The sequence below is a fragment of the Streptomyces sp. NPDC001027 genome, from assembly GCF_040299045.1.
Taxonomy (GTDB): Bacteria; Actinomycetota; Actinomycetes; order Streptomycetales; family Streptomycetaceae; genus Streptomyces.
This window is the reverse complement of the sequence record NZ_JBEPBI010000085.1, coordinates 1-15,269: the sequence shown is the minus strand read 5'-3', so window position 1 is coordinate 15,269 and position 15,269 is coordinate 1. Positions and strand designations below refer to the sequence as shown.

General features: G+C 71.7%; 18 protein-coding genes. 17 read left to right on the top strand and 1 reads right to left on the bottom strand.

Going from position 1 to position 15,269, the window contains the following annotated elements:
* Nucleotides 1–326: 326 nt before the first annotated feature.
* The 12 genes from ABT300_RS22990 (at nucleotide 327) to ABT300_RS22935 (ending at nucleotide 11,758) form a co-directional block, all read left to right on the top strand.
* Nucleotides 327–1,172: a hypothetical protein gene (locus tag ABT300_RS22990; protein WP_351678729.1), complete on the top strand. Its 846-nt coding sequence runs from the start codon at nucleotides 327–329 to the stop codon at nucleotides 1,170–1,172.
* Between the two features lie 174 nt (nucleotides 1,173–1,346).
* Nucleotides 1,347–1,547: a hypothetical protein gene (locus tag ABT300_RS22985; protein WP_351678727.1), complete on the top strand. Its 201-nt coding sequence runs from the start codon at nucleotides 1,347–1,349 to the stop codon at nucleotides 1,545–1,547.
* A 248-nt stretch (nucleotides 1,548–1,795) separates the two neighbouring features.
* Complete coding sequence (locus tag ABT300_RS22980; protein ID WP_351678725.1) at nucleotides 1,796–2,098, top strand: WhiB family transcriptional regulator; 303 nt, start codon at nucleotides 1,796–1,798, stop codon at nucleotides 2,096–2,098.
* A gap of 205 nt (nucleotides 2,099–2,303) precedes the next feature.
* Complete coding sequence (locus ABT300_RS22975) at nucleotides 2,304–2,492, top strand: DUF5999 family protein (protein ID WP_351678765.1); 189 nt, start codon at nucleotides 2,304–2,306, stop codon at nucleotides 2,490–2,492.
* 107 nt (nucleotides 2,493–2,599) lie between these two features.
* Entirely contained in the window at nucleotides 2,600–3,163 is a 564-nt protein-coding gene (locus ABT300_RS22970; protein WP_351678723.1) for a DUF6197 family protein, read from the top strand.
* Nucleotides 3,164–3,313: 150 nt separating this feature from the next.
* Nucleotides 3,314–5,455 (top strand): DUF2637 domain-containing protein, encoded by a 2,142-nt coding sequence (locus ABT300_RS22965; protein WP_351678721.1) that lies wholly within the window; start codon nucleotides 3,314–3,316, stop codon nucleotides 5,453–5,455.
* Between the two features lie 250 nt (nucleotides 5,456–5,705).
* Entirely contained in the window at nucleotides 5,706–6,182 is a 477-nt protein-coding gene (locus ABT300_RS22960; protein WP_351678719.1) for a hypothetical protein, read from the top strand.
* Complete coding sequence (locus tag ABT300_RS22955) at nucleotides 6,179–6,487, top strand: hypothetical protein (protein ID WP_319595136.1); 309 nt, start codon at nucleotides 6,179–6,181, stop codon at nucleotides 6,485–6,487. The genes ABT300_RS22960 and ABT300_RS22955 overlap by 4 nt, the downstream gene beginning before the upstream one ends.
* A 129-nt stretch (nucleotides 6,488–6,616) precedes the next feature.
* Entirely contained in the window at nucleotides 6,617–8,848 is a 2,232-nt protein-coding gene (locus ABT300_RS22950) for an ATP/GTP-binding protein (protein ID WP_351678716.1), read from the top strand.
* Nucleotides 8,849–8,867: 19 nt separating this feature from the next.
* On the top strand, nucleotides 8,868–9,284 hold the full coding sequence (locus ABT300_RS22945; protein WP_351678715.1) for a conjugal transfer protein TraB: 417 nt from the start codon (nucleotides 8,868–8,870) through the stop codon (nucleotides 9,282–9,284).
* Between the two features lie 83 nt (nucleotides 9,285–9,367).
* The gene (locus ABT300_RS22940) at nucleotides 9,368–11,482 is read left to right on the top strand and encodes a chromosome segregation protein ParM (RefSeq protein ID WP_351678714.1); all 2,115 of its coding nucleotides are present in this window, start codon (nucleotides 9,368–9,370) and stop codon (nucleotides 11,480–11,482) included.
* An 87-nt stretch (nucleotides 11,483–11,569) separates the two neighbouring features.
* Nucleotides 11,570–11,758, top strand: a complete 189-nt coding sequence (locus ABT300_RS22935; protein WP_351678713.1) for a hypothetical protein — start codon at nucleotides 11,570–11,572, stop codon at nucleotides 11,756–11,758.
* On the opposite strand, the gene ABT300_RS22930 is transcribed toward ABT300_RS22935, so the two are convergent.
* Nucleotides 11,759–11,920 carry a hypothetical protein gene (locus tag ABT300_RS22930; RefSeq protein WP_200704044.1) on the bottom strand — a complete coding sequence of 54 codons (162 nt, stop codon included), beginning with the start codon at nucleotides 11,918–11,920 and terminating at the stop codon, nucleotides 11,759–11,761.
* A gap of 227 nt (nucleotides 11,921–12,147) precedes the next feature.
* Here ABT300_RS22930 and ABT300_RS22925 point away from each other — a divergent pair, with 227 nt between their 5' ends.
* From ABT300_RS22925 to ABT300_RS22905, 5 genes are all read left to right on the top strand, one after another.
* Entirely contained in the window at nucleotides 12,148–12,642 is a 495-nt protein-coding gene (locus ABT300_RS22925) for a hypothetical protein (protein WP_351678712.1), read from the top strand.
* A gap of 187 nt (nucleotides 12,643–12,829) precedes the next feature.
* A complete protein-coding gene (locus ABT300_RS22920) occupies nucleotides 12,830–13,492 on the top strand; it encodes a hypothetical protein (protein WP_351678711.1) in 663 nt (220 codons plus the stop codon).
* Nucleotides 13,493–13,752: 260 nt separating this feature from the next.
* The gene (locus ABT300_RS22915; protein ID WP_351678710.1) at nucleotides 13,753–14,217 is read left to right on the top strand and encodes an RRQRL motif-containing zinc-binding protein; all 465 of its coding nucleotides are present in this window, start codon (nucleotides 13,753–13,755) and stop codon (nucleotides 14,215–14,217) included.
* A 117-nt stretch (nucleotides 14,218–14,334) separates the two neighbouring features.
* Entirely contained in the window at nucleotides 14,335–14,844 is a 510-nt protein-coding gene (locus tag ABT300_RS22910) for a hypothetical protein (protein ID WP_351678709.1), read from the top strand.
* Entirely contained in the window at nucleotides 14,841–15,191 is a 351-nt protein-coding gene (locus ABT300_RS22905) for a hypothetical protein (RefSeq protein ID WP_351678708.1), read from the top strand. Before ABT300_RS22910 ends, ABT300_RS22905 begins: the two co-directional genes overlap by 4 nt.
* The last annotated feature ends 78 nt before the right edge of the window (nucleotides 15,192–15,269 follow it).

Here is a 15,269-nt window from a genome sequence, read left to right as displayed (position 1 = left end):
GCGAGGGAACATCTCTATCGAAGTGCTTGACATCGATAGAGAGATCGCGCACCATCGTACTGCAACTTCGATATCGAAGTTGCGCCCCGCACCGAATGAGTACCACCGCAGCAGATCGCCACCTCGGTGGCCGGAGTCCAAAGCCCTAGCTACTTCGGTGGCCGGAGCCCGAGGCACCTCTAACTCCTCCGCCCATGATCTGCGGCGAGTACCACCCCGCAGCGCTGATGCGTTGTCTGTCCTTCAGGACGCCGGTTCGCCGTGCGGCCTGAAGGGCGGAGAGAGCACCTGCGACGCGCCCCTGTCACTCCGTAGAAGGAGCCCTCATGCTTACGCGAACCCGTGACCTCACCGCTCAGAAGCGTCCGCGCCGGGCCCGGTCCCGTGCCATCAGCACCCTCCCCCCGCTGGTCGTCTCCAGCCTCAAGCCGCACGAAGTCGACCTCGCCTACTCCACGCTGGTCTGCCCCACCTGCCGCACCTGGGTGCCGATCAGCGCGCCGCACAGCTCGCGGCCCAAGCTGGTCCCCCACCACACGGAGAAGGCCGGCACCGACGACCCGATCCGCTGCCCCGGCAGCCACCGCCTGGTCACCGTCAACCTCACCGTCGACCAGTGGTTCCAGCGACTGGAAGAGGGGCTGACCCAGACCAACGGGCGCCGCTCCACCCGCGTCATTCGTAAGCCGAAGACCGGTTCGACCCCCGCCGTCATGCAGATCGTCGGCGGCACCGTCGACGACAAGACGGCCCGCAAGCTGGACGAAGCCCACGTCCGCGGCTGCTCCACCTGCTCCATCAAGGACGACAAGGGCAACCTCCTGCGCGCCGCCGACCTCACCTTCCGGTGCACGGACGGCCGCCGCCTCGCCCAGCTCGCCGCGCACACCAAGCGCCTCGCCCCCGCTCGCCGCAAGGCGCAGACGGACCGCGAGGACTGGAACGACCGCCGGGCGTGGGGCCTGCGCCTGCTGCACGAGCAGCAGTGGCAGAACGTCTCTGAGACGGTCGCCGATGCCGACCTCCGGCGCGTCCGTGACACCTTGGCCGCGCTGATCCAGACGCTCAACCCGCGCAAGGCCGACGCCCCGCAGCTCACCGACTGGGAGCGCGCAGACCTGATGAGCGCGATCACTCTCCTGGCGACGCAGGAAGAGCAGCTCACCCGGTAGGACTTCACGACGAACGACCACGGCCCCGGCCATCCCGAGCGATCGGGGAGGCCGGGGCCGTGGCTGCTCGTACAGCAGTCGACTCCCCAATTGGGGAGTGATCGCGACAGCCCTTGGGATTGCGGCCCGTGGGGCTGTCCAGGACCTGATCTGGAGGACCTGATGCAGCACAGCATGACACGCACCATCCCCGCCCCGGCGAACGGCCTCTACGACGACATGGAGGACGAGGACAACCGCCGTGGCCCTGAGCCGGACGAGACCGACGCCTTCCACCGGCTGGTGCGCCACCTGGTGGCCGACGGCGACGTCCGGGCGGCGAAGGCCGGCCGCCGCGCCCGCCGCACCCTCGCGGAGATGGGGGCGGTCCGGTGAACGCAGTCACCAGCCTGACCGACGCGGAGCGCGCTGAGCTCTCGCGCAAGAACCAAGAGCAGAACAAGCGGTCGGAGAACAACCGACGCTGACCGATCCCCCGGCATTGCCCGTCGTCCCCGCCCCTTCCCGGGCGGGGCCGGCGGAGAGCGTCGGGAGCTCACCCCCGCTCCGGCCGCAGGCACGCGAACAGCCCCGGGGATGCACCCCCGGGGCTGCCTCTTGTACGGACCTTCTGGGAGGCCCTGATGAACCGCTCCATCGTACGCACGACCTACACGCCCTCCGCCGACCTGCCGGTCAACACCGACTGGCGAGCCCGCTCGGTGTGCAAGGACGAAGACCCCGAGCTGTTCTTCCCGATCGGCAACACCGGCCCGGCGCTGCTCCAGATCGAAGAGGCGAAATCGGCCTGCCGTCGATGCCCGGTCATCGAGCGCTGCCTCCAGTGGGCGCTGGAGAGCGGCCAGGAGCACGGCGTGTGGGGCGGCACCGACGAGGACGAGCGCCGCCGGATGAGGCGCCGCGCGGCCCGCAAGCGCACCGCCTGACGGGAGCGTCGGGCAACTTCCGGCCCGCCTCGCAGCACCGCAGCACAACGGTTGTCCGCACGGCGGGCCGCCGGCCTTTTCGCACGTCTCCAGCCCGGGAAAATCCCGGGATTCGCCTTCCTCCCGCAGGAGAGCCCCCATGGAAAGCAGCCACCAGCTCGACACCGCGACGACTCCCACCGGCGCCTCCCGGATGCCGGACTCGCTGTGCACGCACACCCCGAAGTGCCCGTCGGCCGCCAGCTCGGACCGCGAGGCCGCGCACGTCGTGTCCGCTCACCCGGAGCAGGGCTGGAGCCTGCTGTGCAACGGCGTTCTGCTCTTCGAGGACACCGGCGAGCTGCTCCCCGACGGCCAGGTCGTCGACCCGCATCGCCCCCTCGCCACGGTCTGACAGCTGCCTGATCCGCCCGTCCCGACCGCCGACTCTCCGGCGGCCGGGACGGGCGGTGACGGGGAGCCGGACAGCCCGGACCCAACGAACCCTGAGATGAGGCTCGCATGCCCGAGACGACAACCGCCCCCGCTGCTGCGGTGTTCTCCGATGTGACGCTGAGCAAGGCGGCCGAACTCGCCGCCGACTCCTACCAGTCGCTGTGGATCGGCCCGTCCGGAGAGGAGTCCTCCGGCGAGGCCGTGGCCCGCCACCTGGAGGCCACCATCGCCCTGCTCGACAAGGACGGCTGGATCCGCGCCTACAACTACAGCAAGGACTGGTCGGCCGGCGCGGACCTCGCCGACGACGACTCCATGACGGTCAAGGCGATGCTCCGGGCGCTGATCCGCTTCGTCCGCGACGAGAGTGGTACCGACCCGCAGCGGCCCCTGGGCACCGCCCTGCGTCACGTCGGCGAGGACGGCGCCCACGGCGACACGGACACCGCCTATGTGGCGGGCTACGTCCTGGACCGGGTGATCCAGGCCCACACCGGGTCCGACTCCGCTCGCGCCACGCCCTGGTCGGAGCGGCAGCACCGCACCCACGCGGACGTCACCGCCCTGCTGACCGCCGGCGCCCGGTTCGCCCGCACCTACGGGCCCGGCCAGGAAACGGCGGCCGCCTGACCCCCGGTACCGACCGCACCAGCACAACGGCCCTCCGAGTCCCCGGCATTTGAGCTGCCGGGGCCTCGGAGGGCCTGGTCACGACCCTACCGACCGACGCCGACCCGCGGTGACCTCTTGCACGAGGCGCCGGAAAGAGAGGACACCCCCGTGGCCAACACCACCACCCGGCGCAGGCGGAATGCTGCCCCGGCCGCGAAGCCCCGAGGCACCGGGCGCGCCAAGGCGCCGTCGACTCCGGCCGCCATCCCCGCCCAGGCCGCCGCCCCCGAAGAGACCGGGGAGACCGTGCCGCTGGTGTTCGCGGAGGCCGACCCGCTCCTGGCCGACGCCGCCGACCGCGCCGCCGACCTGCGGGACCTGGCCGCCGACGATGCCGCGCGCATCCTCGCCGGCGGTAAGGCCCGCGCCGCCGAACTCCTGGACGGTGCCCACTCGGAGGCGGCCTCGCTCACCGAGGCGGCCACCACCGAGCAGGCCCGCGTCCTGGCCGACGCGCAGGCCGACGCCGACCGGGTCCGCACGGACGCCGCGACCACCGCGGCCGCCGACGCCGACCAGGTTCTGACCGACGCCGACGCGAAGGCCAAGCAGCTGCTCGCCGACGCCCGCGCGGAGGCAGACACCGTCACCACGACGGCGTCCGGCGAGGCAGACCAGATCCTCGCCGACGCCCGCCGCCGGGCGGAGGAGGTCACCACCACGGCGGCCACGCGGTCCGAGGAGGTCCAGGCGGAGGCCGCGCAGGCCGCTGCCAAGGTCCTCGCCGACGCGGAGGCCGCGCGCACCGAGCTGCTCGCGGCGGCGGAGCGCACCGCGGCGGAGACCCGCACCCGGGCCACCACCGACGCCGAACAGGTGCTGGAGCGGGCGCGGAGTGAGGCCGACCGGCTGCGCAAGAGCGCAGACGACCAGGCCGCGCAGGTGCGGGCCGGGGCGGAGAAGATGGCCGCCGGCCTTCGCGCCGACGCCGACCGCGCCCTGGACGACGCCCGCACTTCCGCTGAGGAGCTGCGGGCCGCCACGGACAAGGACGTCGCCCGGCTGCGCGAGCAGGCGGAGAAGGACGCGACGACGGCCCGGGAAGCGACGGCCAAGGCCACGGCCGACCAGGCCGCCGCCGAACGCGCCCGAGCCGAGGCGGACCGGGTCCTCCAGGCGGCGACGGAGCGCACCGTGCAGCGGGCGAGGCGCCGGGAGATCCGGACCGAGTCCCGTGCCGCGCGGCGCAAGGCCCGCAACGACGCCCGGCCCGCCGGCGGTGTCCCGCCGCTGTCCGGGCAGGAGCTGGTCCTGGTCGCCGGGATCGTCCTGGCGGCCGCGGTCGTCTCCACCCTCGGCCTGCTCTCCTCCTACACCGCGCTGGAGACCAAGGCGTCGGGGTGGGGCTGGGAGTGGCCGTGGCTGCTGCCGGTCGGCATCGACGTCGCGATCCCGGCCTTCACCGGCGCCAACCTGGTCCTGATCCGCATGGGCATGGAGCTCCGGTGGATCCGCTGGGTGCCTCGCGCGCTGACGGCGGTGACCGTGTACCTGAACTGGAACGCCTCGGACTCCGCGTCGGGCCGCATCGGGCACGCGGCCCTCACGCTGCTGTGGGTCGTCTTCTCGGAGATCGCCTCCCACGTGTACGCGACGCGGATCGGCGCGGTCACCGGCAAGAAGCGGATGGAGACGGTGCGCCGCTCGCGCTGGATCCTCGCCCCGATCCCCACCGCCCGCCTGCGCCGCCGGATGATCCTGTGGGAGATCACCTCCTACGAGGAGGCGCTCACCCGCCTCCAGGAGCAGACCTACCTGCGAGCGCAGCTCAAGGAGGAGTACGGCTGGCGGTGGCGGAGCAAGGCTCCGCTGGAGCAGCGGATGGCGCTCAAGCTCGACACCGCGCCCGCCGCGCTCGCCGACACGCTCACCCCCGAGGACGCGCTCACCGTCGAACGGGCGGATGAGACCGAGCACGCTCACCCCGACATGAGCGCGCTCACCTCGGGCGAGGTTCGCGGCGAGCGTGAGCGCCCGGCGCTCACCTCCGGCGCTCACGAGGGTGAGCGCGACACGGAGGAGACGGACGCTCGGCGAGCGGAGGGCGCGCTCACGCGCAGCGAGAGTGACGCGCTCACCGAGCGCCGCCACGCTCGTATCCGTCTGCTCTACACCGAGCTCGGGCGCCGCCCGCAGTGGACCGAGATCCGCGACGCGCTCACCGACGCGGGCCTGTCCGATGAGCCGGTCTCCCGCCCGACCGCGCAGCGCCTGCGCGCTCAGGTCGAAGAGGCCGCCCCGGGCGCGTAGGTGAGCGCCCGGTGAGCGCCGACGCGCTCACCCCCGGCAGTCCCCTGCCGCTCATGGTCGCCCCCGGCCCGCGCCCACGCTCCCGAGCGTGAGCGCGGACCGGTGACGGCCACGGCCGGCAGGCCGCTCGCCCGTCCCCGCCCCGAGCGGGGCGCGGGCGAGATCGTTCCAAGCACCACCCACCCCCGCGCAACGCCTCGGGGACACGGACTCCCCCCTCCCCACCCCCGAGACCTGGAGGTCTTCTCGCATGGACAGCAACGACCCGAACACCTCGCCTCTGCACGACATCGCGCAGAGCCCGGAGGCAACCGCCCGGTACCTGGCCAACGTTCAGCGGGTCCTGCTGGACATCGGCAAGAACCTGGAGACCCTCGCGATCGAGACCCGCGTGCACCTGCGCAAGACGCACGTGGAGGGCGACCGCTGGTACCACGCCAGGCTGCGGGCAATGCCCGTCGAAAAGGCCCTCGGGAGTGTTCTCAAGGACCTGAATGACCTGACGGCGGGCCTGGAAAAGAGCGCCTATAAGCGCCGCGCCCACGACGAGGCCGTTGTGAATACGGCCAAGGAAAGGAAGGAAAAAGAGCTGGAAAGGCAGCGGAAGAAGAACCCGCAAATGCTCCAGGCGGCGCCCAACTCGACGCAGCAGGGTGCGCAGAGCCAGAGTTCCGGCTATAGTGTTCCCACGTCGATTTATGACCTGGGCAACAGGGAGTCGGCGTGACGCGCCCCCTCAGCAGCGTCGAACGCTCCATTCAAGGGCGGAACGGCTGGCTGCAGGACGAAGAGCGCAAGGCGATCGAAAGTCGCGGAGAAATCGGCCGGATGGAATTCTGGCTCCGCGTTACTCGGTCCGAAATCACGAGGGAAATCAAAGCCGGTCGCGGCGATGTCCTCACCGCATTCACGCTGGTCTGCCGCCTCTTCAAGCTGGTGCTGGAGAAGCGGCAGGCGGGCGACCCGCGGCTGTTCGACCACCTCATGCAGTACGCGGACACCGTCCTGAAGCAGCACGGCCCGCGTAACTGAACGTCACCCACGAAGGCCCCGCCGGGCTCCGGCGGGGCCTCGCGCGCGTAAAGCGTGCACACGTGCACGTGCACACGCGTGCACACGAGACCCCACTGTCTGTCAAGTCCCCCTGGAGGGAGGTGCACCGTGTCCGACGAGTCCGACGACGCCAGCGGTGGAACCCTGGTCCACGGCCCGTGGAGCGGTGATTCCACCTACACGCTGCCGCCGATCCCGGATTTCATCGACACCATTCCGCCGCCGGAAGACATTCCGGCCGCTCCCCCGGAACGCCCGGAGGAGACCACGATGGAACTGCCGCCGATCCCGGCCGCTCCGGACCCGGCGGCAGCACTGCGCTCCGACGGAATTACGGCACCGGAAACCGCAGAAGACGACGGCGAATACGAGGAAGGCGAATACGTCCAGCCTCGTTCGCTCGCTGACCGTCTCGGTGACTGGCTCGAATTCCGGCTGGAAAGGGCGCGGGCAAATCACGAAAGCGAAGCGCCTTTCCGTGAGGCTGAAATAGCTCGGAAGGCTGCGCTGCTGGAGGGCCGCACCGCGCAAGAAGTCGCGATGATGGAGCAGAACGGAAAGCTCCACACCGCGATGATGAAAGCCAAGGGCGACAAAGCGGCGGCGCGGTCAAAGGCCGACGCCGACCGCATGAAGTCGCCCAGCTCCGGCCTGGGGACGGACAAGGGCCGCTCCAAGGCCGGCGGTGGCGGCGGGTCCTCGCGCGGCGGGGGCGGCAGCGGCGGCGGTCCGTCCCGCAACAACTCGGGTCCCGGCTCCAAGGGGCCCGGGTCGCGTGGCACCAACTCCGGCGGCAGCGCCGGGCGTTCGGGGTCCGGATCATCCGGGGGCAGCGCAGGCGGCAAGGGCGGCACGAAGGGCTCCCAGTCCGGTTCTGGCGGCCGTACGGGCGGTTCCGGGCGCAACGGGTCGTCCGGGGGGCCGAAAGGCTCCCAGACGGGCTCTGGCGGCTCGAGGAGTGACGGCCCGGCCTCCAACTCCCGCGCGGAGCGGGCCCGCGGCCGCCAGGAGCGCGCCGGGGCCCGGCAGGCCGGACGGCAGGAGCGGCGCTCCGCCGGGCACGCCGCCGGCATCGCCGACCGGTCCAAGGACCGAGACCAGGCCCGCGCCAACCGGCAGCAGAACCGGGACGACCGCCGCGCGAAGCGCCAAGAGCGGGCAGAGGCACGGAAGGCGAAGCGGGAAGCCGCGGCGTCGGCCGACTCGGGCCGCACCACCTTGGGCCAGGCCGTCACGGAGGAAGCCCAGCGCCGCTTCGACAAGCGCCGCGCCGACGCGAAGGCCGCCAAGGACGGCGGGGACGCGAAGGCCGGCGCGGAGAAGGTGAACCTGACCAAGGACAAGGACTCCAAGGCCAAGGGCACCGAAGGCACGGGCGAGAAGGACGCCAAGGACGGCCCTGACGGGGCATCCAGCGACACAAAGGACGCCCCGGCGCCCGATGAGCCAGGCAAGGACTCCAAGGCCGGTGACGGGCCGTCTGACGACTCGAAGAAACGGCGCCGGTTCCGGCGCCGGCGCACCGGCAGCGGAACCGGCAGGGCCGGTCGGCAGGGCCGCACCGGTCGTGCCGGGCGGCGGCGCGGCTGGGCATGGGACGGGGTGAAGGATCCCGACCCGACGGTGGAGTGGGCCGACGACCGCCCGAACCGTCCCAACCAGAAACCGGACAGCAGCGAGGACATCCCGGACGCGGTGATCGTCGACGACGAAGCCGACCCGTTCGGCTGGTACGCCGCCCGCCGTCCCGGCCTGCCCCGCGCGCCCAGGCAACCGCGCGTCAGGCGGGGGGTCATCAAGCGCCCCGGCACCAGCCGGCCGGACCCGGCCGACGCACCCGGCGAGAGCGATCAGCCGGTGGTCGGCCGACCGGCCACCAGCAGCCGACCCACCAGCACCGAAGGGAGCAGCGTGAGCAGCGCGGAGGTCAGCAGGCCGTCCGGCGGGGGTGGCCTCGCCGCCCAGCACCGGACAGACATCACGTTCGACGAGTACCTGATGGAGATGGCGAAGATCGCCCTCCAGGCAGCCACCGACCAGGAGAAGGCCGAAGCCCTCGCGGACGCCCTCGAAAAGGTCGCCGACGCCCTGCGGGACATGTCCGGCGACCTGGTCGGCGACCACAACATCGCCACCGAGGTCACCGAGCTGATCTCAGATCTCGCCGACGCCGCGGCCCGGATGAGGCAGCAGGCCGAACGGTGCGCGTCCGAGTGCGGCGTCGCCTTGGAGGCCGCCAAGCTCGCGGCCGCGATGGTCGCCCGCATCTATGGCCAGGACATGGCCGCCAAGGAAGACGCCGGTCTGCACTACACGTCGGCCGCCGCCCACCACGACTAGACAAGAAGGTGAAACGCGCATGAGCGACCCCGCACCCAGCGGCGGCGGCGCGGCGCCCGCGCCGGCCGACGACGACAACCGATACAAGGCCGTCCAGGCCAAGCTCATGAGTCTGGGCCGCGCGCTCGACGATGCCGGCCTCGAGCTGGAGGCGCTGGTGCGCAGCGTCAGGGCCAACGCCGAACGTGCCCAGGACGTGGCCCGTGACATTGCCACCGCCGGACTCGACGCGAAGTTCGTGGACTTGACCAGCAACGTCTCGGTCGCCCTCGGGGGCGCGGCCGTGCAGGTCAAGAAGCTGGCCGACACCTCCCAGGAGACCGCCGACCTCACCCACCAGACCCGGCGTAAGCACTCCAAGCTCTACGGGGCGCTGGACGAAATCCGCTCCAACCGGCGTGAGAAGACCCCGAGGCCGGGCTTCTTCAACCGCTGACCCGCTCCCCCAACCCATCCCGCCACGGGCGGCTCCGCGACACCTCGCGGGGCCGCCCGTGCCCGTTCCCGAAGGAGCATCTGGTGACCACGCCGCGCAGTGTCACGCTCGAACGCCTCGCCTACACCCTCGCCGCGCCCGTGCTGGCCGTGGCCCCGAACCTCTACCCCGACAGCCCCGTCAACCAGGTCGTCCAGCTCGCCGGCGCGGCCGGGATCGGCGCCTGGTTCCTCGCCGCCAAGAGCGATGAGCCCGGCGCCGGACGCAAGATCCTGCGATGGTCCCCGCTGGTCCTGGCCGCCGCCGTCGACGTCGCCGCCGGGCACACCCCCGGCTTCGGCCCGTACTGGATGGACGGACTGCTCGCCGTCGGATGGGCGGCGGCCGGCTCTTTCGTGCTGCCGTTCTCCCGGCACGCCCGCCGCCGCCACCGTCCCGCTGTCGCGGCCCCGGCTACGGCCCCGCAGGTCGCCGAAGCCCCGGAGCCGTCCCCGGTCGTGCCGGACGATGGCGCCGACCTGCTCACCCGCGAGGTGCGGATGATGTGGGAGAACGCCGGGATGCCCGCCCGCACGCACGTTGTCAAGGCCACCCGGCACCCCGGCATGCGGCACGACATGACGATCCTGCTGCGCGCCTCGGAGACTGGACGGCCGATCACCGGACTCACCGAGGCCGCGGTCGCCGCTCCGTTCGCTGTGCCGTCCAGCGACGTCGTCCTGGCGGAGGTCGCCATCCAGCCCGGCCGCCAGGGCGGACCTGGCTGGATGGAGGCCCACATCACCCCCAACGCCAACCAGCGCCGCCGCAAGGCCCCCACCGACCAGGAGCGTTGGACGGACAAGGTCGGCTCGCCCAAGGGCGGGGCCCCCGGCTCCGAGCTGGTCCACAAGACCCGCGACGACGAACGCGGGGTCACCTTCTACCGGGCGAAGATGGCCGACTCCACCGAGACCCCGCGCATCGACCTGGCCAAGGTCTGCCGCGCGCTGAAGCTGCCCGAGGACGACTCCTGCGTGTTCGTCCTCATCGACGGCAGTGAGTTCCTGATCAGCGCGTTCGATGAGCCGCCGCTGTCGCAGATCTTCTCCGCCACCCGCGAGCTGCTCACCCCGGACGCCAAGGGCATGTACGTGTGCGGGTTCACCATCACCGGCCAGCCGGTGAAGACGATGGTGTACCAGCACGACAAGAACGCCCCGGCGCACGGCCTCACCCTCGGGGTCAGCCGGTCGGGCAAGACGCAGTTCTTCGCGATCCACATGGCCGCCCAGTCCCTTAACGGACAGGTGGTGTGGCTGGGCACCGTCCGCAAGGACGAGAAGACCACTGTGCTCGGTCGCTACATCGACCGGCAGGGCTCGAACGCGCTGTGGATGGCCCGCTCGCTGCGGGCGGCGAAGGCGCTGTGCGAGATCAGGGCGGAGATGCCCTGGCCGCACGACGGTCAGCCGCACGACTACAAGCCGGGCGATGCGCGCTGCCCGTACCGGCAGCTCAACGTCTACGGCGATGAGTTCATGACCGCGGCGCAGGACGGCGACTTCGGCGAGTTCATCCAGAAGGACGGCGAGGACCTCACGGTCACCGGCTTGAAGTATGGGATCGGCTTCAACCCGGCCGGGCAGTCGCCGTTCGCGCACAACGGGTTCTCCACCGAGATGAAGGACAACCTGCGGCAGAACAGCCGCCCGGTCATCTTCAACATGGGTTCGCCCGGCGCCACCCGCAAGGCGGCGGAGGGCACCATGGAGAACGCCTACGACGTGCCGACCATCCCGGCCCGCTACTCCCGCAGCGAGGGTTCCGCGATCGAGCGGGCCATGCGCGGCGAGGCCGACCCGGAGAACGGCGTCAGCACGGGCGGCGTCGCGGTCATCGTCCTCGACAACGGCCGCGCCGTGCTCATGCGGTCGCTGTACGCGGACTTCGACACCGACCTCTCCGAACTGTTCCCCGACGAGGTCAACCGGCTCACCGACCACGAGATCGCGGAGCTGGAGAAGCGCGGCCTGTGGTTCGACTGGAACGAGCCCGTGCGGCCCGGCGAGTTCTGGCCCGAGCCCGACGAGGACGACGACGGCGACGGCCGCTCCCGCCGCCGCGGCGGCGGCAAGCGCAGTTCCGGCAGCCGCTCCGAGCAGGTCACCTCACCCCGCCAGGCGCTGGAGGCCATCAAGAGCCTCAACAACGCCTGACGCTCCCCACCCCATCCATCCCGGGGCCAGCCTGCCCGAGCGCGGCCCGGCCCCACCCCGACCCCTTGCGAAGGAGGACCACCCGCCGTGGCCCTTTCCATCTCCGCCGCTGTGCTGCTGGGCATCATCGTGTTCGTCCTGCTCAAGGGCGGCTACGTCCGTGTCGGCTCCGCGCTGGCCTGCACGCTGTTCGGCTTCACCCTCGCCGCGACCGGCCTGGCCCCGGTCATCAACAGCGGCATGGTCTCGCTCGCCGGACTGCTCTCCAGCCTCTGACTACGCCTCGGTCCACGGCGGATCGGGCGTGTAGTTGAGCCCGTCACAGAAGCGACAGTCCCACTCCGAGGGGATCTCCCACTTGTCGACCCAGAAGCCGACCTGCTTGCCCACGAAGTAGTTCTCGCCCCCGCACCATCCGCAATCGAAGACGAACTCCACCAGATCCCCTTCCCCGCGCCTGTCGGCTTCGAGGATGCCCGGGGCGCAGGTGCGGTGACTACCCACCCTCCAGCCTCAACTCACCTGCTGCACAACGCCGAAGGGCGCCGCCGGACACGACGCCGGCGACGCCCTTCGCCGTTGCGCGCGGTCACTCCCCCCACGCGCCCTCCCGGCCACCACGGCCAGGAGGGCGCGCCCCTTTCCGCGTGATCGGAGAACACCCGATGGACCCCCTGCACAACACCCAGCCCGGCATGCCCGAGTCCGAGGCCGCGGCCGAAGCCCGCCGCCTGATCGACGAATGGGCGAGCAAGCCCGTCCAGCATCACCCCACCTCGTTCCGCGACGACACCGAGCCGCCGGCCTTCGGCACCACCCCGCCCGTCAAGCAGGAGGACCACCGGATCGTCCCGGCCTGGGCGGCCGGGATCGCGGTGGCCTCCATCGGCGTGGGCGCCGGCGTCACCGGCATCGGCTGCGGCGCCTGGCTCGTGCTCCAGGGCCTGTCCTCCGTCACGTTGAACAGCGTCCTCATGGTCACCCTGCCGTTCGCGGGCCTGGCCATGGCCGCCACCGCCATCGGCGGCGCGATCAGCAAGGCCCGCGCGGCCGTCGCCAAGAACGTCTACGAGGGTCCGGTCACCCACCACACCGAGATCCACAACAACAGCACCACGCGCGGCGCGTTCTTCGCCCGCACCCGCAACGACATCCACTGACCGGCCCCCGGCCAGCCCGCACCGCCCGCCGATCGACTCGCCGAAGGAGCAGCTACGCCATGACCCACAACGACAAGCCGATCAACGGCCAGGAAAACCCGTCCTTCCTCGACCTGCTCAACCAGATGCCGCCCGTCCCGCCGGCCCCGAGCTGGACGGCAAGCCCGGCACCCGGCGGTTCGCGCGGGTGCGCGCCGCGTGGAAGGCGTCTTGGGAGGAAGGCGGCTTCCTCTACCAGCGGTGGGAGGAGGTCTTCCAGGCCCGGCACGCCAGCCGACACGAGGTCGCCAACTGGATCAAGGCGACCGCACTGTTCGGCGGGCTCAGCCTCATCGTCATGATGCTGGACACTGCTGGCGACATCGCCTCCGCCACGCTCAAGGGCCTGTCCGACGTCCCGGCCACCAGCGCCAGTGACGGCAGCGGACTGTGGGGCACGGTCGATCACCCCATCCGGGTCTTCCTCGCCGACCAGGCCGCGCACCTGGCCGTCGCCCCGGCCGCCCTGTACGCGTTCTGGCAGCTGACCGGGCTGCTCGGTCTGGTCGGCGGGTTCTTCGGCAACGCCGGAGCTCGCATCGCGTGGGTGCTGTTCGGGATCGGCAGTCTCGCGATGATCTGGTCCACCGCCCCGGACGGGGGCCGCGCCGCCGCTACCGGGCTCGCCGCCCTCATGTGGGCGCTGGCCAGCATGTTCGCCCTGCGCGGGCTGACGCTTCGGCCCATCGTCCACAACCACCCGCCGCAGTACCAGTTCAGCCCCGCGCTCCACCTGCACGCCACCATCCCCGCCCCCAGCCCGGCGGGCGATGACCTCGGTCCCGACAACATCCACCAGCTCCAGCGCTGACCTGACGCTCTGCCTGGCCCTCGCCCACCCCGACCCTGGGGTCGGCGAGGACCGGACAGGCCGCCCGGCTGCACCACTCGCTGCGCCCCGCCGACACCAGCACGACGTCGGCGGGGCGCAGCGCTGTCCGCCCGACGACTGGAGGAACTGCCCGTGCTCATCCCCCGCCCGCGCCGCCGGATCGGCCGGCCCCGCCCGCAGCGTCCCGGCCTCCGCTACCCGCACCGCCCTGACCGGCTGCCCGGCGCCTGGTGCAGGTGATGCCGCGCCCGAGGAAGAAGCGCCGCCGCCGCGAGGTCAAGAAGGTGCCGCGCAGTGACGCGGCGCTGCCCGAGTACGACCGCAGCACGGTGCCCGAAGGGCTCGTCACCAGGCGGCAGTTACGGGACATGGGCCTGAGCCCCGGCGGTAACGAGGGACCGGTCGCGATCCTGCGCTGCAGGCTGTGCGCGACCCGCCCGCAGTGGTCCTGCCGTCACCCCACCCGCGGCTTCCTGCTCCGCGTCGACCTGGCCGTGCCCAAGCGCGTGCCGACGCTCGCTCAGGAGTGGGCCCTCGATCAGGCGATGGCAGCGAGACAGACCTGTGGCCAGTGCAGGAGGCGGTTCTACGTCTGCCTCTCGAAGAAACTCGGCTGCTGCCTGGAGTGCTTCGACGGCACGCCCGCCGACCCCAGCAGCCTCATGACCCTCCCGGCCCCGGTCGCTCACCGGCTTGCCGCGTGAGCCAGCCCCGTCCCGACCGTCCAGGCCGGGACGGGGCCCGCACAACCCGGGCGGCCGCAGCACCGGCAAAGGCCGGCCGCCCGCTCCCTCACCCATCGAGATCAGGAGAGAACCAGCATGCAGCATCGTCCCGCCGTCTTCGCCGCCCTGCTCGGACTTGCCCGCGCCGGAAGCGCGATCGGCGATTTCTGGGTACAGAACGACTTCTGCGCCCGCGTGAAGGGCGCCTCCGACGACGTGCCGGTCACCTACATCGACCCGGTCACCGAGGAGAAGACCGTCCACGGCACGGCCGACGGCCGCAAGGCGTGCCTTCACCACTGCCTGACCTACACGGCCACGCAGGCGATCGTCGCCGGGATCGGGGCTCGCGCCCTCGGCATCCGGGTCCACCCCGCCGCCGCAGCGACCGCGCTCGCCCTCTCCTTCGGCACCCACTACGCCGCCGACCGACGCGTCCCGGGCAAGGGCCTGCTGGAGAAGATCGCCACCAAGACCGGCAAGGGCGGCTTCTACCGCCTGGCCGACTACGGAATCAACGGCGCGTTCCACCTGGACGGCGCGTGGCACCACGGCTGGGAAACCCTCGCTGCGCTCATCGCCACCTCCAGTGCCACGACCCGGTGACCGGCCGCTCCCGCACCCGCCTGGACCGCGTCCGAGCCTCGCTCGGCATCGCCCAGCTCGCTCTCCAGCAGATCCAGGACGACCTGAGCGCCGACGACGTCGACGGCCAGGAGCTCGCCGCGATCCTGCGCGAACTGCAGGAGGACGTCGACGTGCCCGGCGGACTCTTCCCCGCACTCGCGCAGCTGGTCACCGCCGCCGCGCGGCGCGCAGAGCAGATCGAGCCGGACCGCGACGGCGACGCCTCGTGCCCGCTGCACGAGGCCGCCGCCCTGCTCACCGACAACGCCGGGCAGCGCCTGAACTGGGCTGCCCGCTCCCTCGACCCGCAAGGAGAATCTCAATGATCGTGTCAAGCCGCCTGCGTGACCGGCGGGGTGGAGGTGAAGAGCCTCTTGTCGCGCAGCATCGCCCACAGAACATCC